We start from the raw sequence: 25,623 nt of genomic DNA on the forward strand, positions 1-25,623 counted from the left end.
CCTATAAAAGGCGGCTTTTTTTGTGTTTGAAATCGCTGATATAAACTCTCCGAAACGTACCAGCTCACACTTCTGTCACAGTAGATCGTGTCACCGAAAGCAAGCTGGCTAGGTTTATCTCCGCCGCCTCCACTCCATTAGCATTGGTGCGAATGCCATAGCAAAGGCTGAGCAAAATAATCCGTTTGCAACCTCATCAAACCCGGAAAGCTCAAACACACCGTCGACTAGCTTGGCAGCCAAACTCAGAACCAACAGGCTACCTGGCCATCGAGCATACCGGAGCGCTTCGAACCTCAGATTATCCAGCATCAATAGGTTGAGACGGACGCTTTTACTCTCAGGTACCGGGGCCGAGACCACAGCAACAAGTTTAAGTAGATCCAGGGTTCGATCAGCTTCTCTAATCGTTTCCTGTATTTTGTGCAGTCGACGCTGGTAAACGGCGTCTCTCACCAAGTCTTCAGGCGGAAGGTCCTTCAGTTGATGCCATCTGAAGGACTCCACACCATACTCTCGTAACAGTGCTACCGAGGTATAGGGTCGCTGGAGTACTTGCAGGTATCGCCCGTCTAGCAGAGCTAACCACTCATCCTGCCGCCTTGCTGGCTCTATGAGCTGAATTCGTTTGGCAGCAGGATAATTCTGCTCATCAACCCAGGCAGCAATCGGTTTATTCCCATGAGTACGCATGAACGCAACACGATGCTTACCTTCATGCGCGGTCAATATGCCCAAGGGCTTGTACCAGGTGTAAAGAGCCTTGTTGGACCAGGTAAAGTTCGTCGAGTAGCTCTCAATCCTATCCGCGATCTCCTCTTCAGGGACGTGTTGAGGCTTCCCCTTGATGCTAGCCCCAAGGACATAGCGAGGATCAACAAGGGCTTTGAACCGCGCCGACTGGGATTCCTCCCAGTCGAGAAAAGGCACCACAATGCGTAGAAATGAATGCCCCCAAAAAGCGCAGGTACCACCACTGTCCATCCAGTCGTTTTGATACTCCTGCTCAAAATAATACCGGGAGCTCATGTCCATCGAGAACTTGATGGAGCACAACGCCCGTGAGGCTCCCATCATCCGATCAGAGACCTCAAGGGACAGAACCTCTACCTTGTCAGCCATTTCACTCACTTGCACACTCCCTGCTGCAACCACAATTAGACAAGGGAACAACAATGTCGCAAGACGACGAACTATTCCATGTGCAGTTGGGCAAGGACCATCCTAACTACCAAAGCGTCGCACTCCGCCGCAGGCCTGGCTACGTGAACTACGAGGTGGTAGAGGTCGACACGGAAAAGCTGATCCACTATTCCAATCAGGACATACGGGGGTATGTGCTTGCACCAGTAGAGGATTGGCAACCGGCCAAGCGGGAAGGGATCTTTTGTTTCTTAGCACCGCCTGGGCCACGGGAGCAACCAGTCGAAATGCCGGTCATCTCATTCAACGAGCGGGATGTCGTTCAATACGAACGAAAATGGCGGTTTTTTAAGAAGGCCGTCGTGTATCGCTTGAAATACATCGGGTACACAAACGGTCGCCATCGCACGCGCTACCTGTATTTTGCCGGAGCGAAGCGAATACCAGTGATGTGCCATATTTCGGAGGTCGACGCATTGAAGGCCCACTGCGCGCCCTAGATCCGCGGCCGGCCTTCTAGATTTCACCGAAGCACGCCATTAAAGACCGAATGCCTACGACATGCAGGAAACCGCCCTGCTCAGAGCATTTCTGAACAGCATGAGCATCAAAAAAACCATCTTTTTGCCAAAAAAATGAAATTAATTATAACCCCTTGAATTACTGGCAATTTTGCAGACCACAAAAAACCGAGATATACCACGCTGGTAGTTATATGGCGACACACCGAATACCAAACTTATCTACCTTGGACAATCCGTGTCACCAACAAGTTTGACAGCACCTAACTTACGCTCATAATCGTCTAACTTCTCCACGAACTTGCAGACTACCGAGCGCGGCTCAACCTGCATCAACAAAGGTGAAAAACACGATGAACACTGAAGCGTATTTGGTTGGAAAGTTTGGCGCACTAATGCAACTGTCTGATTTGGCCGAGTTACTTGGACGCTCGACAGATGGGCTAAGAGTTTCACTCTACTCGGACACCGACCTATCGAGAAAACTTAAACCCACAATGATACGGATCGGCCGTCGCATCTACTTTCGTACGCAGCAAGTCAATGTAGTACTACAGCTTGAAGCACCAAAAAGCGAAGCACACGTCCAATAATACTGACCTGAGGGAGATTTACTATGGGTCGGCAACGGACGATCAACGACAAGAAATTTTGGAACTCACCCAAGATGGCTGGGCGCACTCAAGAAGACCGAGCAACTCTCGTCTATCTATTAACATGTACCTCCAGCAACATTGTTGGTAGTTATTCTATCGTCCCAAGGATTGCTGCAGCAGAAATGGGATGGGACACAGAGTCACAATTCATGCCAGTACTGAAGCGCCTCTGTGACTCTGACTTCATAAAATACGACGCCGAAACGAGCTTCGTGTGGGTTCGCATTTGGTGGGAGCATAACTCCCCGAAAATGGCGCTCGCGCCAACGCTACGTCAGAAGTCCATCAAGCAGATCAGAGAAATGCCTGCGCATTGGATATCAGACTATCTGGATGACATGGCGGAAAGACTGCAAGAGTCCGACGAGTATCGCGAGATGCTAATCCAGGAATTCCAAGCGTCGAGCCAAAGCGGTAATCAGGGAGAAAACCACCGCGGTGACGCTACCGATAGGGTATCGATACCCCATCGCCAGCCCATGGACAGGCTTGTGGATGACTATAGCTCCCAGACCAGTGGAGAAAACACCGAGGCTGCCATCCGCCCCGAAGCCGAGGGTAGCCGGAGAGGGAAGCCAGAAGGCAATGCCCAAGAAAACAGGGTATCAGTACCCTATCTATCCCATATACCTAGGGGGGCGGGTAACTATAACCCTAACAATAACTATAAAAATAACAATACAACAACAGACCGCCTGATTTTCCCTCACGACCTGTCTCGGGCAGCACAGGCATCAATAGAAGAAGCCCTGCTACAGGTTTCAGATACAGACGCGCAAAAATTACTAGACGAGTTGGCGGCAGCGATTGCGTCCAAAAAAGTAAAGACAACCATCACTCAGTTATTCCACGGGCTTTTAAAAATTTACCACCAGGGAAAACTTCAACCTAGCAGTGGTGCAATAGCCATTGCAAACAAAAGGTCGCAGAACGGCGGTGTCGGGCAAGAAGCAATAGCAACTTTAAAAAGAAAGATGCTAATCAATTGACCAATGGAGCAACGACAATGCAGCTACAATTCAAGGAACTTGAAAACTACTGCGATAGCCTGGAGCACTCCGGCAACATCCAGGTCATTTTGCACGCGCATTATGCAAAAGGCTTCGCCCTGACTGTATCGGACGGCACAATCGAACACCCGGTAACGGATGAGCAAAACCATCCATATTGGTTCAGAACTGTAGAGATGGCATTGGATGAGCTTGCCAATATTCCCTTCATATCAGACAAAATAATGATAGACCGCACATCCTGGTCATAAGCTCTACGCTGTAACGGAGAAGCACACTCATCAAGCAATTTTATTATTGAACGCAGTAAATTTAATACCCTAAGAATGCTTCGGCGTACTGGGTGCTGGGACCGAAAAGAAAGTCCCTGACAGGTGGGAACAGTAGCTCGATAGAAAGAGCCACCGGACAAGCAGCGGAAAGACGCGCCGTATAGACCACATCCCAAGGGCGCCACAAAAGCGCACTGGATACGGGCCTTAAACAAGCCCTGACTGGCGGGAAAAGTAGCTCGATAAAAAGAGTCGCCGGACGGCTGGAAAGACAGCACTGCGTTCGCCCCTACTCCAAGGAGCAACAAAATGATCTCGTACCTTTACCTACCGATTCTCACGTTCTGCACGTTCGTTCTCATATCCATCCGCCGATACTGGATATGCGTAGACCGGCTCGGATACATGAAAGAGGTTTCTAGACGGGCACCGACGTTACTGCAGCGAGACCTCATAGCCTCAGTGCTTGCGATGGTGCCATTCGCAATGGCGGCCATTGATTGGTTTGGAATAACGCTTCCCCGGCAGTCGGCGCCTATCCCTTCAGGTTTTGCTGCATTGCTCTCAGTCTGCTGTGTATGCGCCTGCATAGGCACTCTCAATAATACCTTTGAACGCCTCGCTGGCAGTTGGGCAGGAACGCGGGAAAGCGCTCTGCGCACAGTCGCTGCCCTACGGATCATTGATCAAGCAGAGCTGGCAGCAGCGATGAATATACCCAGCAAACGAGCCGCGAAAGCGACAAGCCTGGAACCAACCAGCAGCATTGGCGATGAGGTGAAAAAATGAAAAGGATTCCTGCTCTCCTGCTCATCACAGCGTCAATTCTCACCGGTTGCGAACGACAAGAACCGGTTCAAACCGTCGGCTGGTATAAGGCTAATACATCTGAGCGCCTGAAGACGCTAGAGAGGTGCAAAGCCAACCCTGGAGAGCTATCGATCTCTGCAAACTGCATCAACGCATCATCGGCCGCGAATGCAATACTCCTGGAGCAGCGTGGCTACAAACGCCGCGAGCCGGTCAATTTTTCTTCTCAGGGAAAATAGAATGACCACGACGACCGGAATATTTGAATGGATCGCGGGGAGCATGGACCAAACGCTCCAGACATTCATACGCATCACTTCCAACCAAGTCATCAATGATTTTTCACTGACGGTTACGCTATGTGGAACGCTCTATCTGACCATGGTCGGCTTTATGATGATCACTGGCACAATCGAGCAACCCGCATCCCACTTTCTGAAAACCTGCGGAAAGTTTCTGCTTATCAGCGGTCTAGCAATGAACGCAGACACGTACATGTCATGGATAGTGGAAGCACTTCATGGTCTGGAAACGGGGGTTGCTTCTGCCTTCTCAGCAACTGGCGATTCAACCGCTTCAACGTCTGTGTTTCAGGTAGTGGATAAAGCCATGTCCGACGGCTGGGCAATAGGTGCAGATATACTGGCGAGAATGGGAACTCGCGCCTGGTACGAAGTGGGAATGATATTTTTTGATTTGCTGACCGCCATAATCGTCTACGCGGCAACACTCATTATCGCGGTACCTGCTGGAGCAATGATCATCGTTGCAAAGGGAATGCTGTCGATCATGCTGGGGATCGGGCCAATTTTTATCATGATGCTACTGTTCGGTCAGTTCACATCTAAATGGTTCGATAGCTGGTTCGCCCAGGTCATCACCTACATCCTGCAAATAGCGTTGGTGGTCACGGTGCTCAGCTTCGGAATCAAATTTTTCTCATCGTTAACCAGCGACATACTTGCGACACCGGCCGACTACCCCATTGCCACATTTCTGGAGCTTCTGGTGGTAACGGTTGTTGTGCTGTACATGTTGCAGCAAGCCAATGCCGTCGCTGGCAGCCTTGCAGGTGGACTATCAAGTGCAGGGCTGACCCTACGCGGAATCGCAAGCGGTGCCGCCTCACCGATTACCAGAGGGCTTAACCGACAATCCACGCGCCGAGACATGCAGTCGGGGCAAATGGTCACCGCTGGGCGCTTGAACCACCTTGCCGCGGGTAACACAGCCTGGAACCCAGCCTACCGACAGCACGTAATGCAGAATATGGGCAAAAACTGGGGGAACGCTACCGGCGGCAAAGTAAATCAGTAGCACTGACTTTTGACTCATCAGACCTCGCTTCGGCGGGGTCTTTTTCTGAGCACCTTCAACAAGCGTATGGCGGGTCAAGGGGTAGGTGCGGCCCGCAGGAGCGAAGCGACGAGGACTCGGCCCCTTGACGCGGCAGAAGCGACCAACGCTCACGGCATGGGTGTAGCGGGTCAAGGCCGAAGGCCTCCCCTGCACCCTTGACGACAGAGGGCGACTCGCTCCCTTTCCGCTTGCGGGAAGGGCGGGGGGATGGGCAACTCTAAAACCCGTTAACCGATTGTAAATAAACGACTAATATCAAAAACAAGACAGTTTCAGCGCGCCTCTGATTCATGTTCAGTCATAAGGCGCATTGAAACCGCCCAGGACACACAACCGACTGGAGGCGATGCAACACGACTACGAAAACTCCGCGCGTTGCTTGGGCAACCCCTTCGGTTGCATCCCGTGTCCGAACTTGCCGGACTGGCTGCGGGGGCAGGTACGGCGGGCAGAGCCCTTGACCTTCCCCTTGCCATAGGCTCAGTGCTTACTGTGGCATCAAGGGTACGGCTACGCCCGGCATCCTCACCCGTTCTGTGCTCGCCTTCGGCTCCGCTCCGCATGCGGCTTCCGGTGCCGCCCTTGACACCACATTCAGCAAAAACCTTGCTACTTTGGCAGCACCTCATACATAGCGCTAACGCGTTCCCACGTTCAGCCAAACAGCGAGAAATCCGCATGACCTCAAACAACCAAGAGCCAACGCAGCAACAAGGAAACACCAAAATTGAAGCCGTTGATACGAAGGAACCGGAGCATCAGATTTCTGAGGCAGAGCAGAGCGAGCGTAAGAAAGCTGTCGCATTTGCCACCGCATCCATCGGCCTTTCTGGATTCGAAACCTCAGAAGAAATGAAACACCTTGGTCAGCGTTACATCACCGGCGAAATTGACCTGAACGAATTTGTGATGCTCTCGCAGAAGATGCGTCCTGACAGCGACGATTCTCAGCCATCAGGAACGCAGTGAGCTTTGCAAAAAGCTTGTTCATGAACAAGGAACGGATTGCATGGAGATCTAATGCAGGATAGGCCAGACGCCGGAAGACTGTACGCACAACGAGCAACCTCATTGCCCCGCCGAACTCGGCTCTGAAGAATTTCAGTGACGCTTTAAATGCTCCCTCCTGGCCCCGTGACGAACACCAATTCTGCAATGCACGACTTTCTTTTTTACTGCCTTCATCCCAAGAAAGCTTGTTCATGAACAAGAACTGAAGTGAGTGGAGATCTAGTGCAGGATAGGCGCCCGCCGGTAAACTGTGGTTCACTACGTATATAGTGAGCTGTTGATACCGAAAGAGGAATGCACATGCCGCGCAAAGCTAGCATCGGCGCCACGAGGGATAGCGCCGTTTACCGGGTACGCATACCGGATGATTTGAAATCAGAGTGGGAAGCACACTGCGAGAAAAAAGGGAGCTCCCAACACGGCATGATCCGAGCGCTAATGCGCTACGTCATCCAAGATGAGATGCCCCAAGACGTTCATAGTTGGATATCAGGACAAATCGCAGGCGAGCCGGACGAAGGTCAGAAACAAAGGCTGGAGGTTCGATTCACACCGAGTGAGCACCATGAGCTATCGGCACGCTCAGAGGCCGAGGGATGCTCTCCTCAACGGTGGGTAATCAATTGCGTTCGAGCAAGTTTAACCAACCAGCCCCAATTCACGATGGAGGCCACAAAGGCGCTTTGGGAGTCGTCGGGACAACTCCGATCAATCGGAAGAAACCTGAACCAGATAGCTAAAAAAATGAATGAGGGTGGAAGCCAAGAAGTGGCCATTAAAGAAATCCAGAAGCTTTCTACTTATATTTACTGCCACACAGAAATAGTTTCAGCGCTGCAAGATGCAAGTTTAAGCCGATGGAAACTAAAGAGTAACCTAGTAGAAAACTCTTGACCTAGAGTTGAGAACTAGATTTCGCGATGCCTACTAAGTGGAGATAGCTCTACCATTAATAGGCATCCAGGTTACGACAGTAGCTTATTTTCATTCATAAGCGCATCTATGAGACCTCACTCACTACTTTCGGCCTTAGAAGCAGACTCTCTGGGCATCGCATTAATTAGCACAATATGCTTCGTATCACCCAACCCATTTTTTGTCATTATCCTTTGAACTTTATCCCGCTCAGAAAAGTTAAAATACAAAATGACCATGATCGGAGGATTTGTAGCCCTGGAGGCATCACTATAAATTTTAGCCTGATTCCTCAAATTTTTTTCCATATGAGAATTTTTCGCCAGCTTAAATTCAATTATAGATTTGTCTTGGCTACCATAAGAAACTAGAAAATCAGCGGGACCCCGACCGTTATTCACTTCAGCATCAGAACTAAACTTTGAAGCAAACCATGTCAACTTAAACATGATCTGCAAATCACTTTCTCGAGAAATCGGTATGTTTTTTACGTAGAACAGACGATAGCCATCTTGCTTCTCAATCACATGCTTAAGATATTGAACTCTTTGCATACCTGCTTCGTAACTGTTCGGCTCAGCATCATAAAACTTGGTTTTATCCAATAAGTCGACCAGCTTACGTAAGTGCTCTTCGAAAAGCTTTTGTGCGACAGAAACCTTCTCTAAACTAGAAGTGCTCGCCGCATCCCTATCCGCCTCTCTTAGTCCTACATAAACATCCATAAGTTTAGGGTACTTCAATATCGTCTTTTCAAAAGCGAGTGCTTTTTCTTCTTTAGTAGGGTCAGCAGGCATAACCTTTGTGATATACAAATTTATTTGATCGCGTAATTGATCATTGGGCACACAACTCACAACCTGACTGAAATCCTCAATAAATCCCTTATGAGAGATCCAAGCTTCATCTTTAGTCAGAATCTCGATAGGGGTGAGCAATACGTACTCAGAACCATATCGTGGCAGAATATACTGCTTTGCCTTCCAAGTTTCAGTGACATAGTTGAACTCGGCTTTCTGTATAGAGAATTTTTGCAATTTATTAGGAGAAATATATTTTGATGCAAACTTCTCAGTATAGCTTGCCAAAAAACCGTGTATCAAATTACAGGTAAAGTCACTTATCTGATCCTTGCCAACACCATGCTTTACAAGCGTAAGCTTACCAAGATGAGTTGCCCCAGCTGTCTCACTACCAAAATCTGAAAAAACATCCTTAAAGTTTACTTGCAATGACTTTGCAAAAGAAGGCCCCAAACCCCGACCACTATTTCCAGACTTACTGAATCCAAACCAGTTCTCCTTAACCTCCGGAAACATATACCACGACTTCACTAAACCCGACGGTAAATCGAGAGCTGACTTACCCTTCAAAAACAACATATATTTAATAATTTCAGCATGAAGATTTTGAAAAACCTCTTCATCGCTATTAAATAGAAGAAAAGGGTCTACAAATAATGGGAGGTCATTAATTAAGGAGACGTTGAAGGCTCCGTAAGAATCAATTTGTTCACGTGTAACATCAAAAAAATCCGAGAAATAGATTCTAAGTTTACGTTTACCTGTATCCATACGCTGAAAGCTCCAAAAGTGATCGAGTTATATTTTGTGAAGGCCCGAAGCAATCGCCACCACAAAAAGGAGTCACGGTCGTCTGCGTCAATCAGCTCAAAAAACTAAACGACCGAGCCGGGCATGACACAATGCCACTATAGGAGATAAAGCCCTCGACGCCAATGAGAATTGACGTATGACGTTTTCCCTCGGAGAAAGGGGACATACGGGGTCCAGACTTGAATAGTTTAAGAATGTTCGGCCCCTACGCAAGGGCACGAAAGCTCTGTCGTCCAGACTGAAACCACAGAAGCGCTTCTAACTAAAGGATTGATTAAGAATCCTCCCTATTAAATTTTATGTCCTACTCACTTACAGCACTAATAATACACAGCGAAAAACTGACTTTTTCTGTAAAACAAGTCTGAATTACGAACAAACTGCCACTCAACAAATGCAATCTTTTTATATTCATAAAAACTTTTCATTGAGATCCTCAATACAGCCAGATTCATTTAAGGCATAAATCACACCACGGATATTACACTTATAAAACACAATTAACTCACTACAAAAACAAACAACCAGAATAAATGCAACACACATAATATAAAAACATAAACCAACTCTATCGATCAAATTGGACGAAAAAACAATACTGTACTACCTTAACCCGGGCATCACGTAAAAAGACCGTTAGAGAAAAGATCAAAAGGCCTAAACACCTGCCGACATTCACTGCACAAGCAAACAATAAAAGGATATTTAGCGTGGCTGATGAGAGAAACCGATCCAAGCTGGTAAGGATGACCGTACGCAATATTGGGTGTATCGGAAATGATGGAGTAGAAATTGCACTGGACAATGTAGTCTGCCTTGTAGGAAGAAACAACGCAGGAAAATCAACTATTCTTCGCGCTTATGAACTTGCAAAAGGCTCCGCCGCTTTTGAGATACAAAGAGACCGTCATCAACATGCTCAGGAGCTAGAATTCTCTGAGGTAATTCTTGATGTGCATATACCAGACGGAATCGGAAATATACATGAAGATTGGAAAATAGATGATGATGGACTAAGAATTGTTAGGAGCCGATGGCAATGGGCAGGCCCCACCTACCAAAAGACACGAACTACTTGGAACCCTAAAGCTGGAGCGGAAGGTACTGGCGACTGGGACCCAGATAAAAATGCTTCGGGCCTAGATAATGTCTTCACCGCAAGGTTACCTCGTCCATTAAGAATTGGGTCTCTTGATGACGCCGAGAAAACAGAAGAGATGTTGCTTACGCTTGCGTTAACCCCACTATTGACAAGATTAGAAAAAGAGCGACTAAACGCAGAGTCAGATCTGTCAAAAGCAATACAAAGCGTCTCTGCAAATATAGATCGCCTGAGCGAAGCACACAAAGAGGACTTTAACCAGATTGCAATGCAAGTAACAACCGGCTTTCAAAGTGTTTTCCCATCTCTTGGAGTGAGACTAAATATCGCAGCAGCCCCTCTCGCCCCTAAGATAGAAGATATTATAAAAAAAGGTTCAGGATTACGTATAGCAGATGGAAAGGCTGATACTTCACTTAGTCAGCAAGGCACTGGAGCTAGAAGGGCACTGTTCTGGTCCATGCTACAGGTTCACAATGAACTAACGCGGGAAAAGGAAATTCGTGGGGAATTTCAAAAACGTCTCGAAAGAAATATAACTGAAGAAACAAAGAAAAAAGCAGCAAAGAAGATAACGCAAGAACAATCAGATGCAATCGATGAAGAGCTCTCAAAACTCAAAGCCCATTTAGCTGCTCACACTGCAGGAGCTCCAATTCCTGAAAGCCCAGACGATCCATCACTTCCGGGATATTTACTCCTAATCGACGAGCCGGAAAACGCTCTACATCCTATGGCGGCCCGCGCGGCACAGCGGCATCTTTACAAGCTTGCAGCCAGCCCTGACTGGCAAGTCTTGATGACAACCCATTCGCCCTACTTCGTGAATCCGTTTGAGGATCATACAACCGTTGTGAGGCTAGAACGTAAAGATCACAACGACGACTCACCAATCTCACCTAAAACATACCGTTCAGACAATGTCGTATTTGATGGAAATGAAAAACAAAGATTACAAGCATTGCAGCATATAGACCCAAGCTTTGCAGAAGTTTTCTTCGGGTCGTACCCTGTCCTCGTTGAAGGAGATACCGAGCATGCCGCTTTTATGGCTTCGATTATCGAGCGGCAACATGAGTTGATGGATAAAATCACAGTGATACGGGCTCGTGGAAAAGCTATACTCTTACCACTTATTAAGGTAATGAAGCACTTTAAGATAAGTTTCGGGATAGTTCACGACTGTGACCCACCGTTCAAAAGCAATGGTACGAAAAATGGCATGTGGACGGAAAACAAAAAAATTCGTGACGCTATTATAGACGCCAGGGAATCTGGAATAACGATCCGCCACAGAGTAAGCATTCCTGATTTCGAACGATTCCTTGGTGGTGAAGACGAGTCAAAGGACAAACCGCTTAACGCCTATATAAATATTACCGAAAACGCCGAACAAGGTTTAATAGTGCAAAAATTGCTCAACGATCTGATAGATGGGGACGAGCACGACCCCATATCAAGAGAAGCTCTTATCGCTAATCCTGACTATCTGGAAAACCTAAAAATTACAATTCTTAAATGGGCGAAAGAAAACGGTAAAAGTGAGAACGTGCGCTTTACGGGCGTAATTCCGACTTAAGACATGTTTAAAGGTAAGCTAGCCCGACCCCCTAAGCTCGTGCACTAGCTTACCTTACACCTGTAGGCAAGACCTACCGTAAATCATTTACCCAAAGATCTAAAGTTCCATAGTTTATTAGATTCTTCGCTGTCCTTAAACCACTTGATGAAGACATCTTGACATTCCCAATCCGCCGAACGATGAAAATCCTCCTGATTGTAATAAGTTCCCCGCCTCATTAGCTCCCAAGCACGGCTCGTAACCTTTAAAACTCTCACATCTTTATAAGAAGCGCCCCGCTCCAATAAAGCGTGAATCAGTATCTGGATATTCAGTTGCCCTCCCCCACTAGAGGCGAAAGAGCATAACAAATCTCCAACTACAACTTTCAAAAATGTGCCATCATTCTTCTTAAACGCGACCCTACAGAATAGCTCACTTCTGTCGTTAGGACTGCATAGTATAATGGGTTCGTAACCTTGCGAGAGGTAACGTTCAACCTCAAATTTACATAAATGAAAACTCGAAAATACCCCTTCGCTGACTCCATCCAAATACCCTGGATTTATAGAAAAATAGCTTTCGAATTTCTTCAAGACTAGAAGAGGGAATTCTTCAACGCCTAACTCATAGCTTTCAAGATTAGAAACCTTTTCAATCTCTAATATTTCACTTAACTGTCTCAAGCTCAAATTCAAAAGTTCGGTACGGATAAACCTTACCTTTTCGCCTATCGACAGTGCATACGATGAGTCCGTCAGTACAAGCGCAGGTGTGTTTTGCGAGCAAGGTAGATTTTGCTTTCGACTTCGCCGCTCTTTTAACCAATCGGATACGAGAGTCGCCCCGATACCTGAAAATAGCCACTCGACCATAGGAATCTCCATCAGAACCTTTTCCTCTCACTGCCTTGACCGTATCACAATGCGCAAGGAAGATTGATAGAAAGGTATCCTATACCGTCCCCTTGGCAGGTACACTGGCAGTACACAGACTGGTTTTTGAGTATTACTAAAAAATACGCTAACCTACTGATATCATTGAATTTAACTATTCCTACTTTACGGTTAACTTCAGATGCTAACGCTGGGCTTATCGTATTACATCCAAACTCATAATCCCTTGGTCGTAGGTTCGAGTCCTACTGGGCCCACCATCTTGAAAGCCGCGCATTGCGCGGCTTTGTCGTTTCTGCGTGCAGCAATGAAACATTAGTTAGTTGTCCCAAACGGCGACGGCGAAGACCATGATTCCCAATCAACGCCACTCCAGCACGAGGGAAACTTGTTCCATGCATCCGAAGAAACGTTCGCCGCAAAACGCTATCCACCGCCTGGGCATGCGTGCCGCAGCCGCCGTCGCAATCACCCTCGCCACCTTGAGCGGCGCACAAGCCGCCCCCGCTGCCACTGACACCATCAAGGCATTCAAGCTGTGCACGGGCGCCGACAACGCCTCCCACGTACTGGAAGGCACTATCGACCAGAGCATGCGCAACGACGTGACTGCCATCCACTTCAAGCAAACTGCGGCGCACTCCTCGTACGGCTGGCATAACGACCCGGAGCCTCAGTACGTCATGACGCTGTCCGGCACTCTGGCATTCGTGACTCGTGGCGGTGAGAAGTTCACGTTGCATCCGGGTGAAGTGCTGATTGCCGAAGACAACACTGGCACAGGCCATCGCTGGAATCTGGTGGACGATCAACCGTGGCGGCGTGGGTATGTGGTGCTGAAGCCGGGCGCGCCGGATTCATTTATCCCGAACGATCCTGCCGCTGCGAAGGTGTGCAAGGGGTCTTAATCTCGTCGATCACGCCAGCGCATCAACAATGACTTGCGCCGTACCTAGCAACGGCGCATCCCCTCTAAACGCCCCAATCACCTGCAACCCCACCGGCAGCTCCCCTTCCCCACGTGGCACCGGCACATTCACCTGCGGCAAACCAAAAGCGCCCCAGAACTTGATGAAGTCCGACGGGCCCGTGGTCTCCAACCCCACCGGCGCCAACATCCCGCAGGAAACACTCAACATCGCATCAAACGGCTGGCAGATTTGCGCCAACTGCGGAGCCAGTTGTGCCAGGCGCGCCTTGGCAGCCGACTCCTGTTCCCAGCTGGTAGCCTTGGCACGCTCGATCATGGCCAACATCGAATCACTGAGCAATTCGGGATAAGACTGAAACTCCTTGGCCAATGAGCGGGCACCTTCGCAATCGTTGATCAACTGGTGATCATCGAATACTCCGTCGAATGCCTCGGGCAACACGACTTCACTGACAAGAGGCCCCAACTTGGCTACCGTTTGCTCAATCGCCTGGGCTACTAACGGCTGCACGTCAGACCAGCGAGAGGTACGGCAGAAACCAAGCCGCAAAGGCCGACAACCGACCTCAACAGCCGGAAACCCCGGAATCAACACCTGCGCCACCCGCTCAAGATCACGCACCGAGCGCCCATACCACCCCACCGTATCGAAGCTCGGCGCCAGGGGTTTCACGCCTTCCAGCGAGACCAGTCCAAACGACGGTTTGAAGGCAAACAACCCGCAATAAGCCGCAGGCTTGAGCAATGACCCTGCCGTCTGGGTACCCAACGCCAACGGGAAAAACCCGGCCGCCATCCCCGCCGCAGAACCCGCACTGGAGCTACCCGGCGTGCGAGCCAGATCGAGCGGATTACGCGTCGGCCCCGTGTGCATGTAGGCAAATTCAGTGGTGTGGGTCTTGCCCATGATGATCGCGCCCGCCTGGCGCAATAGCGTTACCACATGGGCATCTCGCGATGGACGATTGCCCTGGTAAATCGGCGAATAGAATTCCGTTGGATGGTCAGCCGTATCAAAGATGTCCTTGACCCCCACGGGCACGCCGGCGAGCAGACCGGCGCAGAGCCCACGGGCTTGATTTCTCACGACCTCAGCATCGAAGGATGCAAACGCCTGGATATCTGGCTCGTCGACACCGATCCGCCCAAGAAAGTGTTCAGCAACCAAAGCAGGCGTAATTGCACCAGAGCCAACCGCCTCGGCGATGCCCGTTGCATCGAGGCCATTCATCAAAGCGCCCTCACTTGGCAAACAACTGCCCAATATCCTTGAACGCCTTGAACTCCAACGCGTTGCCGCAAGGATCAAACAGAAACAACGTCGCCTGCTCACCCACCTGGCCTTTGAAACGAATATGCGGTTCCAACACAAACTGGGTATTCCGCGCCTGCAAACGCTCCGCCAACGCATGCCAATCATCCCAACTCAGCACTACACCAAAATGCGGCACCGGCACGTCGTGACCGTCTACCGCATTGGTATGCGCCGCTTCTTGAGAAGCGGTTTTCGGATGTTCATGGATGACCAGTTGATGCCCGAAGAAGTCAAAATCGACCCAGTGATCACTGGCCCGCCCCTCCTCCAATCCAAACACCTCACCGTAAAACTGCCGCGCAGCCGCCAAGTCGAATACCGGAATTGCCAAGTGAAAAGGAGCCAGTGCCATCAGGTCTAACCTCTATGGGTATTAAGTCCTTCCGAGTCTAGCCTTGCCGTCATCGATGGAAAGACGATAGTTTTCGCATCGAGCTCAAATTATTTTGATCAATCGAGACGTCCATGCTGCGGGAACTGAAAACCTTTATCGCCGTCACCCGCCATGGCACGTTCGCCGCGGCGGGCATGCATATCGGGCTGACGCAGTCGGCGGTGAGCGCGCAGATTCGCCAGTTGGAGCAGGTGCTCGGCGTGCCGCTGTTCGACCGAACCGGACGCCAGGCCACATTGAATGCGGCGGGCATCCGCGCGCTGCCGCTGGCCAGGGAGATTCTCGAGACGTTCAACCGCATGGCCGTGCCGGTGGATGCCAACGAATACCGTGGCGAATTGAAAGTCGGCGCCATCACCACCGCCCAGACCGGCCTGCTGCCTCAGGCACTGGTGCGTTTGCGCCAGGCAGCGCCGACGGTGGAGTGCAAGTTGGTGCCGGGGGTTTCCCTGGAGTTGCTCAGCCAGGTGGACGCAGGCGAGCTGGACTCGGCGATCATCATTCGCCCGCCCTTTGATTTGCCCAAGGAGTTGCACGTACAGGTGCTGCGCAAGGAGCCGTTTGTGTTGATCGTGCCCCAGGCGGTCGGGGGTGATGACCCGTTGCAACTGCTCGAAGCTCATCCCCACGTGCGCTACGACCGCGCTTCGTTTGGCGGGCGGCTGGTCAGCCGTTTTCTGCGGGAGCAGCGGCTGGACGTGCAAGTGGCGCTGGAACTGGACGAGATCGAGGCACTGGTCAAAATGGTCGAATGCGGCCTGGGGGTGTCACTGGTTCCTCACGCTGGTCTGTGGCTGGACCGATCCCCACAGGTCCGTGTCATCCCGCTGGGCGAGCTGACCTTTCACCGTGAAATCATCCTGCTCAGCCGCTACAGCCAGCGCAACCTTCCCGTGCCGCAACTCTTTGCCCGATGCCTGCTGGCTGACGTGACCTAAGACGCAAAAAAAAGCCGCACATCCGTGCGGCTTTTTCAGGCCCTATTTCTTGGGCAACGCGTAGGCAATCACATAGTCCCCACGGTCCGGCGACTGTCGCGCGCCACCGACGGTGAGCACGATGTACTGCGTTCCCGTCTTGGGCGAAACGTAGGTCATCGGCCCAGACTGGCTACCGACGGGCAGACGGGACTTCCAGATCTCGTTACCGTTGCCGGTATCGAAGGCGCGCAGGTAGAAGTCCTGGGTGCCGGCGAAAAACAGCAAGCCAGACTGCGTGGCCAGAGACGCGCCAAGAGTCGGCATGCCAATCGGAATCGGCATGTGCATGCGGATACCCAGCGGGCCGGTGTCTTCAACCGTGCCCACCGGCACTTGCCACATCAGCTTGTGGGTTTTCAGGTCGATGGCCGACATGGTGCCAAACGGCGGTTTTTGACACGGAATGCCCGCCGCCGAGAGGAAGCGCTCGCGCATGGCGCCGAACGGCGTACCTTCTTGCGGCACCACGCCCATTTCGATGCCACTGGCACCGGCGGCGATCTTGTCGCGCGGGATCATGTAGTTGGCCAAACCCAGGCGCATGTCGTTGACGAACATATAGTGGGTGTTCGGGTCCACCGACACACTGCCCCAGTTCATCCCCCCCAGCGAACCCGGGAATTGCAGCGCCCGGTCCAGGCCTGGCGGCGTATAGACGCCCTGGTGACGCATGCCCTTGAACTGGATGCGGCACATCAGTTGGTCAAACGGCGTAGCGCCCCACATGTCGGATTCGGTCAGCTGCTGATTGCCGATCGAAGGCATGTCCACCGAGAACGGCTGGGTCGGCGAATAACGCTCGCCGGGCACATTGCCCTGGGGCACCGGACGCTCTTCGACCCGGGCGATGGGCACGCCGGTTTCGCGGTTGAGCAGGAAGATTTCGCCTTGCTTGGTGACTTGAGCCAGTGCTGGCTGTACGCCGCCGTTGCCGTCCGGAATGTCGTAGAGCAGCGGTTGCGCCGGCAGGTCAAAGTCCCACAGGTCGTGGTGAGTGGTCTGGAAGTGCCAGCGCACCTGGCCGGTCTTCACGTCGAGGGCGACGATGGAGGAACTCCACTTGTCGTCATAGGCGGTACGTTCACCGGCGAAGAAATCCGGAGTGGCGTTACCGGTAGGCAGGTAGACCAGGCCGAGCTTGGCGTCGTAGGACATGGCCGACCACACGTTCGGCGTGCCACGGGTATAGGTCTCCCCCGCTGGCGGGCGTTTGGTGGTGTTCGGGTTACCCGGGTCCCAGGCCCACACCAGTTCGCCGCTGTGCACGTCGAAGGCGCGCACCACGCCTGGCGGTTCGCCTGTGGAGAAGTTATCCGCCACGCGTCCGCCAACGATCACCACATTGCCCGCCACCAGTGGCGTCGAGGTTTGCTGGTAATAACCGGGCTTCACTTCGCCCATGTCGGTCTTCAGGTCGACGGTGCCGTGGTCGCCGAAGTCGTCGCAGGGCGCGCCGGTTTCAGCATTGAGCGCAATCAGTCGGGCATCGCCGGTCGGCAGAAACAGACGTTTCACACAGGCTTTAGCGCTGGCGGGTTGCTCGCTGGCGCTGCTGTCGAAATAACCCAGGCCACGGCAGCGCTGCCAGTTGGGGCCGCTGCCCTGGGGGTCGAATTTCCAGCGTTGGGCGCCGGTGTCGGCGTCCAGGGAGAAGACTTTGCCGTAGGCGGTGCACACGTAAACGCTGTCACCGATCTGCAGCGGGGTGTTCTGGTCTTCGGCGCCGGCGCCATTGCTCTCGGGGATGTCGCCGGTGTGGAAGGTCCAGGCCACCTGTAACTTGTCGATGTTGCCTTTGTTGATCTGGTCCAGCGCGGCAAATCGGTTGCCAGCAGTGGTATTGCCCCAGTGGGCCCAGTCTTTTTGCTCGGAGCCCGGTGTCACCGGCGTCACCGCAGGCTCACTGCTGGCCTTGACCACATGGGTCGGCACAAACATGTACGCCAGGGTGGCGACCACGCCAAGGCCCAGCAGCCCGGCGACACCATAGGCGCCGCGCCCGGGTGTCGATCCCGAGGCGCGGGCGAGCTGTGGATAAATCAGCGCGACCACCAGGCCGATGACGGAAAAGGTCAGTACTCGTGAAACAAGCGGCCAGTATTCCAGCCCGGTGTCCCACACCGCCCAGAACGCGGTCAGCACCAACGCCACGGCGTATAGCCAGGCGCCCTGAGGCCTGCGCTTGGCGATCATTACGCCGGAGACCAGCATCGCCAGGCCCATCAGCAGGAAATACCAGCTGCCGCCCAACGTTACGAGGTAACCGCCACCGCCTGCCAAACCCAGGCCGATCAAGGCGATCAGCAGGCCCAGCCCAACCAGCAACCATCTGCTGCCGGTGGCAGCCCCAAAGTTATTCATCTCGCACACGTCCTTCCTGTATACCCAACGGGAAATAATGTACCAAACAGTTACTTTTAACAATCTGGCACAAATTAATGTGTTCGATCATCGGCGAAAATAAATTCCGAGGCTTACTTGAAGTGGAATTTTATTTCCAATAGTGTCTACTTCAGAATCTTTGTCGCACCAGAACAATAAAAAGGAACCTCCCATGAAGCGCCTGCTTGGCTGTGCCTGTGCCCTGCTGTTGTCCACCGCCGCCCACGCTGAATTGCGCATCGGGGTATCCGTCGGACAATTCGATAACTACGTGTCCTACCTGGTGCAGGCCATGCAGGATCGCGCCAAGGTCTCGCCTGATGGAGTCAAGTTGCAGGTGGAAGATTCCGCTAGTGACGTGGTGCGCCAGTTGAACCAGGTGGAAAGTTTTATCAGCCAGAAAGTCGACGCGATCATCGTCAACCCGGCCGACACCGCGGCTACCCGCAAGATCACCGAAAAAGCCAACGCCGCCGGTATCCCGCTGGTGTACATGAACAGCCGTCCCGAGGTCGAAACCTTCCCACCCGGCGTCGTCTTCGTCGGCACCGACGAGCGCGCCATCGGCCGGATGCAGATGGAGTACCTGGCCGAGAAAATGGGCGGCAAAGGCAACCTGGCGATCATCCTCGGCCGCCTCGCCCACAGTGATACCGGCAAGCGCACCAATGGGGTCAAGGATGTACTGGCCAAATACCCCGGAATCAAAGTCGTCGAAGAACAGTCCGGCGACTGGCAGCGGGAAAAAGGCATGAACCTGATGAATGATTGGCTGACCAAGGGCCAGACCATCAACGCCGTGGCCTCCAACAATGACGAGATGGGCATCGGTGCCGCCATGGCCCTGCGCCAGACCGGGCGCCAGGACATTCTGGTGGGCGGCATCGACGGTACGCCGGATGGTTTGCAGGCGCTGAAAAAGGGCCAACTGGCAGTGACCGTTTTCCGCGACCCGGTGGCCATCGGCGCCGGCTCAGTGGACGCCGCGCTGATGCTGATCAAGCATGCCGCCCTGCAAGGCGATGTATGGATTCCTACGCAACTGGTCACCCCGGAAAACTACCAGCAGTTCTTGCGCAACTGAGCCAAACGCCGCCGCGAGCATCGAGGGGACCGAGCCTGTAACATGCTCGCCCATTGATGCCCGCGCCGGAGAACACCTTGCCCGCCTCTCACCCTCCCGTCCTCGATGAAATCGATCGCCAGTTGATTGCCGCCTTGCAGATCAACGCCCGCGAAAGTGTGGCCATGCTCGCCCGGCAGTTGGGCATCGCCCGCACCACCGTCACCTCGCGCCTCGCGCGCCTGGAAAAAACCCAAGTGATTACCGGCTACGGCGTGCGACTGAGCCAGCGCGTGGTAAATGGCGGCTTGCAGGCCTACGTGGGGATTACCGTGCAACCGCGCTCCGGCAAGGAAGTGCTGCGCCGGATCAGCGCCATGGCGCAGGTTCAGCAACTGTGTGCGGTCAGTGGCGAGTTCGATTACGTGGCCTGGCTGCGTACTGATTCGCCGGAACAGCTGGATCAACTGCTGGACCAGATCGGCAGTGTCGACGGTGTGGAGAAGACTACCACCTCGATCATCCTCAGTAACAAATTGGATCGCGGCCAACCAATCTGATCACATATTTCGTCACTCTGACTAAAAACAATTCATTTCGACGACACATTGCGTCTTATTAACGAGCGCTACGCTCCCTAAAATGGCTGCCATCTTTTCCTATACTCAGCGGGTCGCGCCCCGCCGAGTCGCCAGCAAGGTCAGCCATGAGCATTCCTTCCAGCACCATCAGCAAGCCCAACCGCCACCCCGCCAACGGTAAAAAGCCAATCACCATCTTTGGCCCGGACTTCCCGTTCGCCTTTGATGACTGGATCGAACACCCGGCGGGCCTGGGCAGTATTCCGGCGGCCAACCACGGCGCCGAAGTGGCGATCGTCGGCGCCGGGATTGCCGGGCTGGTGGCCGCTTACGAGCTGATGAAGCTCGGCCTGAAACCCGTGGTGTATGAAGCCTCGAAAATGGGTGGCCGCCTGCGCTCCCAGGCGTTTGAAGGCGCCGAAGGCATCATCGCGGAACTGGGCGGCATGCGCTTCCCGGTGTCCTCCACCGCGTTCTACCACTATGTGGACAAGCTCGGGCTGGAGACCAAACCCTTCCCCAACCCGCTGACGCCCGCTTCCGGCAGCACGGTCATCGACCTCGAAGGCCAGACGCACTACGCACAGAAACTCGCCGACCTTCCTGCACTGTTCCAGGAAGTGGCTGACGCCTGGGCCGACGCCCTGGAGGCCGGCTCGCAGTTCAGCGATATCCAGCAAGCCATCCGCGACCGTGACGTACCGCGTCTGAAAGAGCTGTGGAATACGCTGGTTCCGTTGTGGGACGATCGCACCTTCTACGACTTCGTAGCGACCTCCAAAGCGTTCGCCAAGTTGTCCTTCCATCACCGTGAAGTGTTCGGCCAGGTCGGCTTCGGTACCGGTGGCTGGGACTCGGACTTTCCCAACTCGATGTTGGAAATCTTCCGCGTGGTGATGACCAACTGCGACGATCACCAGCACCTGGTAGTCGGCGGCGTCGCCCAAGTGCCTATGGGTATCTGGCGCCATGTGCCGGAGCGTTGTGCCCACTGGCCGGAAGGCACCAGCCTCAGCTCCCTGCACAACGGCGCGCCGCGGGCCGGCGTCAAGCGCATTGCTCACGCGCCGGACGGCCGTTTCGCGGTCACCGACAACTATGGCGACACCCGCGAATACGCCGCCGTGCTCACCACCTGCCAAAGCTGGCTGCTGACCACCCAGATCGAGTGCGACGAAACCCTGTTTTCGCAAAAGATGTGGATGGCCCTCGACCGTACCCGCTACATGCAGTCGTCGAAAACCTTCGTGATGGTCGACCGGCCATTCTGGAAGGACAAGGATCCAGAGACCGGCCGCGACCTGATGAGCATGACGCTGACGGATCGCCTGACCCGTGGCACCTACCTGTTCGACAACGGCGACGATAAGCCTGGGGTGATTTGCCTGTCCTATTCCTGGATGAGCGACGCCCTGAAAATGCTCCCGCAGCCCATCGAGAAGCGGGTGAAACTGGCCCTCGACGCGTTGAAAAAGATCTACCCGAAAGTCGACATCGCCGCGCGGATCATCGGCGATCCGATCACTGTATCGTGGGAAGCCGACCCGCATTTCCTCGGGGCTTTCAAGGGTGCACTGCCGGGCCACTATCGCTACAACCAACGGATGTACGCGCACTTCATGCAGAAAGACATGCCGGCGGAGCAACGCGGTATTTTCATCGCCGGCGACGACGTATCGTGGACACCGGCGTGGGTTGAAGGCGCCGTGCAAACCTCGCTGAATGCGGTGTGGGGCATCATGACTCACTTCGGTGGCAGCACTCACCCGCAGAACCCGGGCCCGGGCGATGTGTTCGACGAGATCGGGCCAATCGCTCTGCCCGAATAAGGAGTTGCCCATGCGTGTCGCCCTGTATCAATGCCCGCCTTTGCCGCTGGACGTGGCCGGCAATCTCAAGCGCCTGCATCAGTTGGCGCAAGAGGCCACCGACGCTGACCTGCTGGTACTGCCGGAGATGTTTCTCACCGGCTATAACATCGGCGTGGAAGCGGTCGGCGCCTTGGCTGAAACCCAGGACGGCCCCGCTGCCCAATCCATCGCCGCACTGGCGAAAAACTCGGGCGTGGCGATTCTGTATGGCTATCCGGAGCGCGGTGCAGACGGGCAGATCTACAACGCCGTGCAGTTGATCGACGCCAACGGCCAGCGCCTGTGCAACTACCGCAAGACGCACCTGTTTGGCGATCTCGACAACTCGATGTTCAGCGCCGGCGACGATGATTTCCCGCTGGTGGAATTGAACGGGTGGAAGCTGGGTTTCCTGATTTGCTATGACCTGGAGTTCCCGGAGAACACCCGTCGCCTGGCGCTGGCCGGGGCGGAGTTGATCCTGGTACCGACGGCCAATATGGTGCCCTTCGATTTCGTCGCCGATGTGACGGTGCGGGCGCGGGCGTTTGAAAACCAGTGTTATTTGGCCTACGCCAATTACTGTGGGCAGGAACGCGAGATCCAGTATTGCGGGCAAAGCAGCATTGCCGCACCGGATGGCCAGCGAATAGCCCAGGCGGGGCTCGATGAGGCGTTGATTGTCGGCACTCTGGATCGGCAGTTGATGATCGACTCACGCGCGGCCAATCGCTACCTGCTGGACCGTCGCCCCGAGCTTTATGGTGCGTTGCACAAGCACTGATCCGGCAGGTTTGCGCTAGCATAGGCACTTCCTACGTTTCGGAAGTGCCCATGCCTGCGCCGGCCCACCCTCATTACCTTCAATTGACCCTGGCCAACGGCCTGCGGGTTTCCTTGCGTCATGCGCCGCGTTTGAAGCGTTGCGCGGCGGCCTTGCGCGTTGCGGCGGGCAGTCACGATGTGCCCTTGGCCTGGCCGGGACTGGCGCATTTTCTTGAGCATTTGCTGTTCCTGGGCACCGAGCGTTTTCCTGCAAATGAAGGGCTGATGGCCTACGTGCAGCGTCAGGGCGGGCAGGTCAATGCCAGCACTCGCGAACGCACTACCGACTTTTTCTTTGAGGTGCCTGTTTCGGCATTTGAAGCAGCGTTGGAGCGCTTGGGGGATATGCTCGGCCGTCCGCGCCTGGCCATCGAAGACCAGCTGCGCGAGCGAGAAGTGCTGCACGCGGAATTTGTCGCCTGGTCGCAAGACGCCACGGCGCAACAGCAACAAGCGTTGCTGGAAGGTGTTGCGGCGGATCATCCGTTGCGGGCATTTCATGCGGGCAATCGGGATAGCTTGCCGGTAGAGCGTGAGGATTTTCAGCAGGCGTTGCGGGACTTTTATGAAGGCTTCTATCAGACCGGGCAGATGACCTTGAGCCTTGCGGGCCCTCAGTCGCTGGCGGAGCTAGAGGCGTTGGCGCAACAGTTTGGCGCTGCATTGAAGACTGCACCGCTGCTGCCACAGAAGCCTGCGCCGGCGTTGCTGGCCGGCAATCAACGTACTTATCTACACACCAATGAGCATCACTGGCATCAGGTCGTGGTGAGCGAGGCATCCCCTGACGCGTTGGACTTCCTCTGTCTGTGGCTGAACGCTTCGGCACCAGGCGGATTGCTCGCCGAGTTGCAGACGCAACAGCTGGTCAGTGCCATTAACGTAACTGTCCTGTATCAGTTCGCCGGCCAGGCTATATTGGATATCAAGTTCACTCTGGACACTCATGGTGCCCCGCAGACGACGCTGATCGAAGAGCTGCTGCAAGACTGGCTAAGCTTTTTCGCACACAGCGACTGGACCCTGCTGCGGGAAGAGTACGCGCTGCTGCTCGCTCGCAAACTACAGGTCAGCGGTGCCCTGGCCTTGGTCCGGCAGAATCACGAGCCCGCCCTGTCAGAACATGGCGCCGCCTCCCTCAAAGTCCTGCTGGACTCGCTGCAATTGCCACCGTCCCGGCACGCCTGGCAACTGCCGCCCCCCAACCCGTTCCTGCGCCCGACCGTCAGGGAAGAGCGCCCGGGACTGATTCGCGGCCAGACCAGCGCCCATCGCGGCCTGCGCACGTTCGCCCAGGATCGCTCCCGTGGCCGAAAGGACCTTTCGGCGTTGACCTTCAGCCAGGCACTGCCAGGCGACACGGATGAAGGCGCCCTCTACCTGCGCTGGCACCTGGATTCGCCGCTGCATGAAGAGCTTTTCCCACAATTGCGTGAGAACGCCAGCCAGGCTGGCGTCCAGCTGTCTTTCGAGACAATTGGCGGTTACTGGCAGTTGAAGATGGTCGGGCTGCACGAACCCATGCCCGCGATATTAGAGGAAGTGGCACGCGGTCTGACCCAGCTGAATGAAACGACCGTGACGCACCCCGCCGCTGCACAGACCATGGCGATTCGGCAGTTGCTCAAGGCATTGCCCGGCTATTGCGCCGACATCCCATCTGCAGAACAGACGGCTGGCCAAGATCGGTGGTCGACCGCCCGCTGGCAAGGGCTTGCCGTCGGACTGCCAGCCGCCTGCGAGATGGCGATAAAAAGCGCAGCAGGGAAACTGCCGGGGCAACCGGAAGCGGCTATCATCAAGCTTCCATCAATCAGCGGCCAGCAGGTGTGGCATGAAGTGAGCACCGATTCCAGCGACAGCGCGCTGCTGCTGTTCTGTCCTACACCGACCCAGCCCCTGGCCGACGAGGCATGCTGGCGTTTACTCGCGCATCTGGTGCAAGCGCCGTTCTACCAGCAACTGCGTGTTGAGCTTCAATTGGGCTACGCGGTGTTCAGCGGCATCCGACAGTACAACGGGCAAACCGGCCTGCTGTTTGGGGTGCAATCCCCAAGCGCGTCTCTTGCGCAAATACTTGATCACCTGCAGGCGTTCCTGAAGCAACTGCCCGCGCTGATCAACGCCAGCGAACTGCCGGACGATCTGGCCCGGCAATTTTCCCTCGACACCCTACCCACTTCCCAAGCCGCTGAATTGCTCTGGCACGCGCACTTGGCAGGCCACCCGTCGGATTACATCCAGCAGCTGCAAGATTTCATCCAGACCCGCTCCCGCGAGGATTTAATGAAAGCGGCACAGCAACTCAATGCTGCTGCAGGCGGATGGCGTTGTGTGGCTAATGGCGCTTGTGCCGCCGGCTCCTGGCAACGATCTGGCTGATCATTGCCGCTTCGGTAAAAAGCTTTTTCCCACAGGACAGCGCTATCT

General features: G+C 53.9%; 21 protein-coding genes. 15 read left to right on the plus strand and 6 right to left on the minus strand.

The window, feature by feature from the left end; genetic code table 11:
* Positions 1–114 precede the first annotated feature (114 nt).
* Positions 115–1,122 (minus strand): hypothetical protein, encoded by a 1,008-nt coding sequence (locus JFU58_RS21350; RefSeq protein WP_201142140.1) that lies wholly within the window; start codon positions 1,120–1,122, stop codon positions 115–117.
* 53 nt (positions 1,123–1,175) lie between these two features.
* Between JFU58_RS21350 and JFU58_RS21355 the strand changes: the two genes are divergently transcribed.
* The 7 genes from JFU58_RS21355 (at position 1,176) to JFU58_RS21385 (ending at position 7,676) form a co-directional block, all read left to right on the plus strand.
* Positions 1,176–1,643: a plasmid fertility inhibition factor family protein gene (locus JFU58_RS21355; protein ID WP_201142142.1), complete on the plus strand. Its 468-nt coding sequence runs from the start codon at positions 1,176–1,178 to the stop codon at positions 1,641–1,643.
* Between the two features lie 637 nt (positions 1,644–2,280).
* Positions 2,281–3,309 (plus strand): hypothetical protein, encoded by a 1,029-nt coding sequence (locus JFU58_RS21360; protein WP_201142144.1) that lies wholly within the window; start codon positions 2,281–2,283, stop codon positions 3,307–3,309.
* A gap of 17 nt (positions 3,310–3,326) precedes the next feature.
* Positions 3,327–3,581: a hypothetical protein gene (locus JFU58_RS21365; protein WP_201142146.1), complete on the plus strand. Its 255-nt coding sequence runs from the start codon at positions 3,327–3,329 to the stop codon at positions 3,579–3,581.
* An 806-nt stretch (positions 3,582–4,387) separates the two neighbouring features.
* Positions 4,388–4,651, plus strand: coding sequence for an EexN family lipoprotein (locus JFU58_RS21370; RefSeq protein ID WP_201142148.1), 264 nt, complete (start codon positions 4,388–4,390; stop codon positions 4,649–4,651).
* Between the two features lies 1 nt (position 4,652).
* Complete coding sequence (locus tag JFU58_RS21375; RefSeq protein WP_201142150.1) at positions 4,653–5,729, plus strand: type IV secretion system protein; 1,077 nt, start codon at positions 4,653–4,655, stop codon at positions 5,727–5,729.
* 720 nt (positions 5,730–6,449) lie between these two features.
* Positions 6,450–6,740 carry an antitoxin VbhA family protein gene (locus JFU58_RS21380; RefSeq protein ID WP_201142152.1) on the plus strand — a complete coding sequence of 97 codons (291 nt, stop codon included), beginning with the start codon at positions 6,450–6,452 and terminating at the stop codon, positions 6,738–6,740.
* A 342-nt stretch (positions 6,741–7,082) separates the two neighbouring features.
* The gene (locus JFU58_RS21385) at positions 7,083–7,676 is read left to right on the plus strand and encodes a plasmid mobilization protein (protein ID WP_103754737.1); all 594 of its coding nucleotides are present in this window, start codon (positions 7,083–7,085) and stop codon (positions 7,674–7,676) included.
* Between the two features lie 116 nt (positions 7,677–7,792).
* On the opposite strand, the gene JFU58_RS21390 is transcribed toward JFU58_RS21385, so the two are convergent.
* Positions 7,793–9,271, minus strand: coding sequence for a hypothetical protein (locus JFU58_RS21390; RefSeq protein WP_201142154.1), 1,479 nt, complete (start codon positions 9,269–9,271; stop codon positions 7,793–7,795).
* Between the two features lie 752 nt (positions 9,272–10,023).
* Here JFU58_RS21390 and JFU58_RS21395 point away from each other — a divergent pair.
* Complete coding sequence (locus JFU58_RS21395) at positions 10,024–11,994, plus strand: ATP-dependent nuclease (protein ID WP_201142156.1); 1,971 nt, start codon at positions 10,024–10,026, stop codon at positions 11,992–11,994.
* Positions 11,995–12,077: 83 nt separating this feature from the next.
* Here JFU58_RS21395 and JFU58_RS21400 read toward each other — a convergent pair whose 3' ends face one another.
* Positions 12,078–12,863, minus strand: a complete 786-nt coding sequence (locus JFU58_RS21400) for a helix-turn-helix transcriptional regulator (RefSeq protein WP_201142158.1) — start codon at positions 12,861–12,863, stop codon at positions 12,078–12,080.
* Positions 12,864–13,267: 404 nt separating this feature from the next.
* Here JFU58_RS21400 and JFU58_RS21405 point away from each other — a divergent pair, with 404 nt between their 5' ends.
* Complete coding sequence (locus JFU58_RS21405; RefSeq protein WP_063026744.1) at positions 13,268–13,780, plus strand: cupin domain-containing protein; 513 nt, start codon at positions 13,268–13,270, stop codon at positions 13,778–13,780.
* Between the two features lie 9 nt (positions 13,781–13,789).
* On the opposite strand, the gene JFU58_RS21410 is transcribed toward JFU58_RS21405, so the two are convergent.
* Entirely contained in the window at positions 13,790–15,034 is a 1,245-nt protein-coding gene (locus tag JFU58_RS21410) for an amidase (RefSeq protein WP_177025547.1), read from the minus strand.
* A gap of 10 nt (positions 15,035–15,044) precedes the next feature.
* A complete protein-coding gene (locus JFU58_RS21415; protein WP_003211024.1) occupies positions 15,045–15,470 on the minus strand; it encodes a VOC family protein in 426 nt (141 codons plus the stop codon).
* Between the two features lie 113 nt (positions 15,471–15,583).
* On the opposite strand from JFU58_RS21415, the gene JFU58_RS21420 reads away from it, so the two are divergent.
* On the plus strand, positions 15,584–16,450 hold the full coding sequence (locus JFU58_RS21420) for a LysR substrate-binding domain-containing protein (RefSeq protein WP_201142160.1): 867 nt from the start codon (positions 15,584–15,586) through the stop codon (positions 16,448–16,450).
* A 42-nt stretch (positions 16,451–16,492) separates the two neighbouring features.
* On the opposite strand, the gene JFU58_RS21425 is transcribed toward JFU58_RS21420, so the two are convergent.
* Positions 16,493–18,853 carry a glucose/quinate/shikimate family membrane-bound PQQ-dependent dehydrogenase gene (locus JFU58_RS21425; protein WP_201142162.1) on the minus strand — a complete coding sequence of 787 codons (2,361 nt, stop codon included), beginning with the start codon at positions 18,851–18,853 and terminating at the stop codon, positions 16,493–16,495.
* 193 nt (positions 18,854–19,046) lie between these two features.
* On the opposite strand from JFU58_RS21425, the gene JFU58_RS21430 reads away from it, so the two are divergent.
* The 5 genes from JFU58_RS21430 (at position 19,047) to pqqF (ending at position 25,575) form a co-directional block, all read left to right on the plus strand.
* Positions 19,047–19,958, plus strand: coding sequence for a sugar ABC transporter substrate-binding protein (locus tag JFU58_RS21430; RefSeq protein WP_201142164.1), 912 nt, complete (start codon positions 19,047–19,049; stop codon positions 19,956–19,958).
* A gap of 56 nt (positions 19,959–20,014) precedes the next feature.
* Positions 20,015–20,497 (plus strand): Lrp/AsnC family transcriptional regulator, encoded by a 483-nt coding sequence (locus tag JFU58_RS21435; protein WP_063026735.1) that lies wholly within the window; start codon positions 20,015–20,017, stop codon positions 20,495–20,497.
* Between the two features lie 167 nt (positions 20,498–20,664).
* Complete coding sequence (locus JFU58_RS21440) at positions 20,665–22,347, plus strand: FAD-dependent oxidoreductase (protein ID WP_201142390.1); 1,683 nt, start codon at positions 20,665–20,667, stop codon at positions 22,345–22,347.
* A gap of 10 nt (positions 22,348–22,357) precedes the next feature.
* Positions 22,358–23,152 carry a carbon-nitrogen hydrolase family protein gene (locus JFU58_RS21445; RefSeq protein WP_201142166.1) on the plus strand — a complete coding sequence of 265 codons (795 nt, stop codon included), beginning with the start codon at positions 22,358–22,360 and terminating at the stop codon, positions 23,150–23,152.
* Between the two features lie 50 nt (positions 23,153–23,202).
* Positions 23,203–25,575: a pyrroloquinoline quinone biosynthesis protein PqqF gene (gene pqqF, locus JFU58_RS21450; protein WP_201142168.1), complete on the plus strand. Its 2,373-nt coding sequence runs from the start codon at positions 23,203–23,205 to the stop codon at positions 25,573–25,575.
* The last annotated feature ends 48 nt before the right edge of the window (positions 25,576–25,623 follow it).

The organism is Pseudomonas sp. TH34 (genome assembly GCF_016650865.1).
Lineage (GTDB): Bacteria > Pseudomonadota > Gammaproteobacteria > Pseudomonadales > Pseudomonadaceae > Aquipseudomonas > Aquipseudomonas yamanorum.

Excerpts from the sequence above, each read along its gene's own strand:
- JFU58_RS21420 (WP_201142160.1), top strand. The coding sequence starts at position 15,584 with ATGCTGCGGGAACTGAAAACCTTTATCGCCGTCACCCGCCATGGCACG.
- JFU58_RS21385 (WP_103754737.1), top strand. The coding sequence starts at position 7,083 with ATGCCGCGCAAAGCTAGCATCGGCGCCACGAGGGATAGCGCCGTTTAC.
- JFU58_RS21370 (WP_201142148.1), top strand. The coding sequence starts at position 4,388 with ATGAAAAGGATTCCTGCTCTCCTGCTCATCACAGCGTCAATTCTCACC.
- JFU58_RS21405 (WP_063026744.1), top strand. The coding sequence starts at position 13,268 with ATGCATCCGAAGAAACGTTCGCCGCAAAACGCTATCCACCGCCTGGGC.
- JFU58_RS21445 (WP_201142166.1), top strand. The coding sequence starts at position 22,358 with ATGCGTGTCGCCCTGTATCAATGCCCGCCTTTGCCGCTGGACGTGGCC.
- JFU58_RS21410 (WP_177025547.1), bottom strand. The coding sequence starts at position 15,034 with ATGAATGGCCTCGATGCAACGGGCATCGCCGAGGCGGTTGGCTCTGGT.
- JFU58_RS21425 (WP_201142162.1), bottom strand. The coding sequence starts at position 18,853 with ATGAATAACTTTGGGGCTGCCACCGGCAGCAGATGGTTGCTGGTTGGG.
- JFU58_RS21430 (WP_201142164.1), top strand. The coding sequence starts at position 19,047 with ATGAAGCGCCTGCTTGGCTGTGCCTGTGCCCTGCTGTTGTCCACCGCC.
- JFU58_RS21415 (WP_003211024.1), bottom strand. The coding sequence starts at position 15,470 with ATGGCACTGGCTCCTTTTCACTTGGCAATTCCGGTATTCGACTTGGCG.
- pqqF (WP_201142168.1), top strand. The coding sequence starts at position 23,203 with ATGCCTGCGCCGGCCCACCCTCATTACCTTCAATTGACCCTGGCCAAC.
- JFU58_RS21360 (WP_201142144.1), top strand. The coding sequence starts at position 2,281 with ATGGGTCGGCAACGGACGATCAACGACAAGAAATTTTGGAACTCACCC.
- JFU58_RS21375 (WP_201142150.1), top strand. The coding sequence starts at position 4,653 with ATGACCACGACGACCGGAATATTTGAATGGATCGCGGGGAGCATGGAC.
- JFU58_RS21435 (WP_063026735.1), top strand. The coding sequence starts at position 20,015 with ATGCCCGCGCCGGAGAACACCTTGCCCGCCTCTCACCCTCCCGTCCTC.
- JFU58_RS21380 (WP_201142152.1), top strand. The coding sequence starts at position 6,450 with ATGACCTCAAACAACCAAGAGCCAACGCAGCAACAAGGAAACACCAAA.
- JFU58_RS21400 (WP_201142158.1), bottom strand. The coding sequence starts at position 12,863 with ATGGAGATTCCTATGGTCGAGTGGCTATTTTCAGGTATCGGGGCGACT.
- JFU58_RS21390 (WP_201142154.1), bottom strand. The coding sequence starts at position 9,271 with ATGGATACAGGTAAACGTAAACTTAGAATCTATTTCTCGGATTTTTTT.
- JFU58_RS21365 (WP_201142146.1), top strand. The coding sequence starts at position 3,327 with ATGCAGCTACAATTCAAGGAACTTGAAAACTACTGCGATAGCCTGGAG.
- JFU58_RS21355 (WP_201142142.1), top strand. The coding sequence starts at position 1,176 with ATGTCGCAAGACGACGAACTATTCCATGTGCAGTTGGGCAAGGACCAT.
- JFU58_RS21350 (WP_201142140.1), bottom strand. The coding sequence starts at position 1,122 with ATGGCTGACAAGGTAGAGGTTCTGTCCCTTGAGGTCTCTGATCGGATG.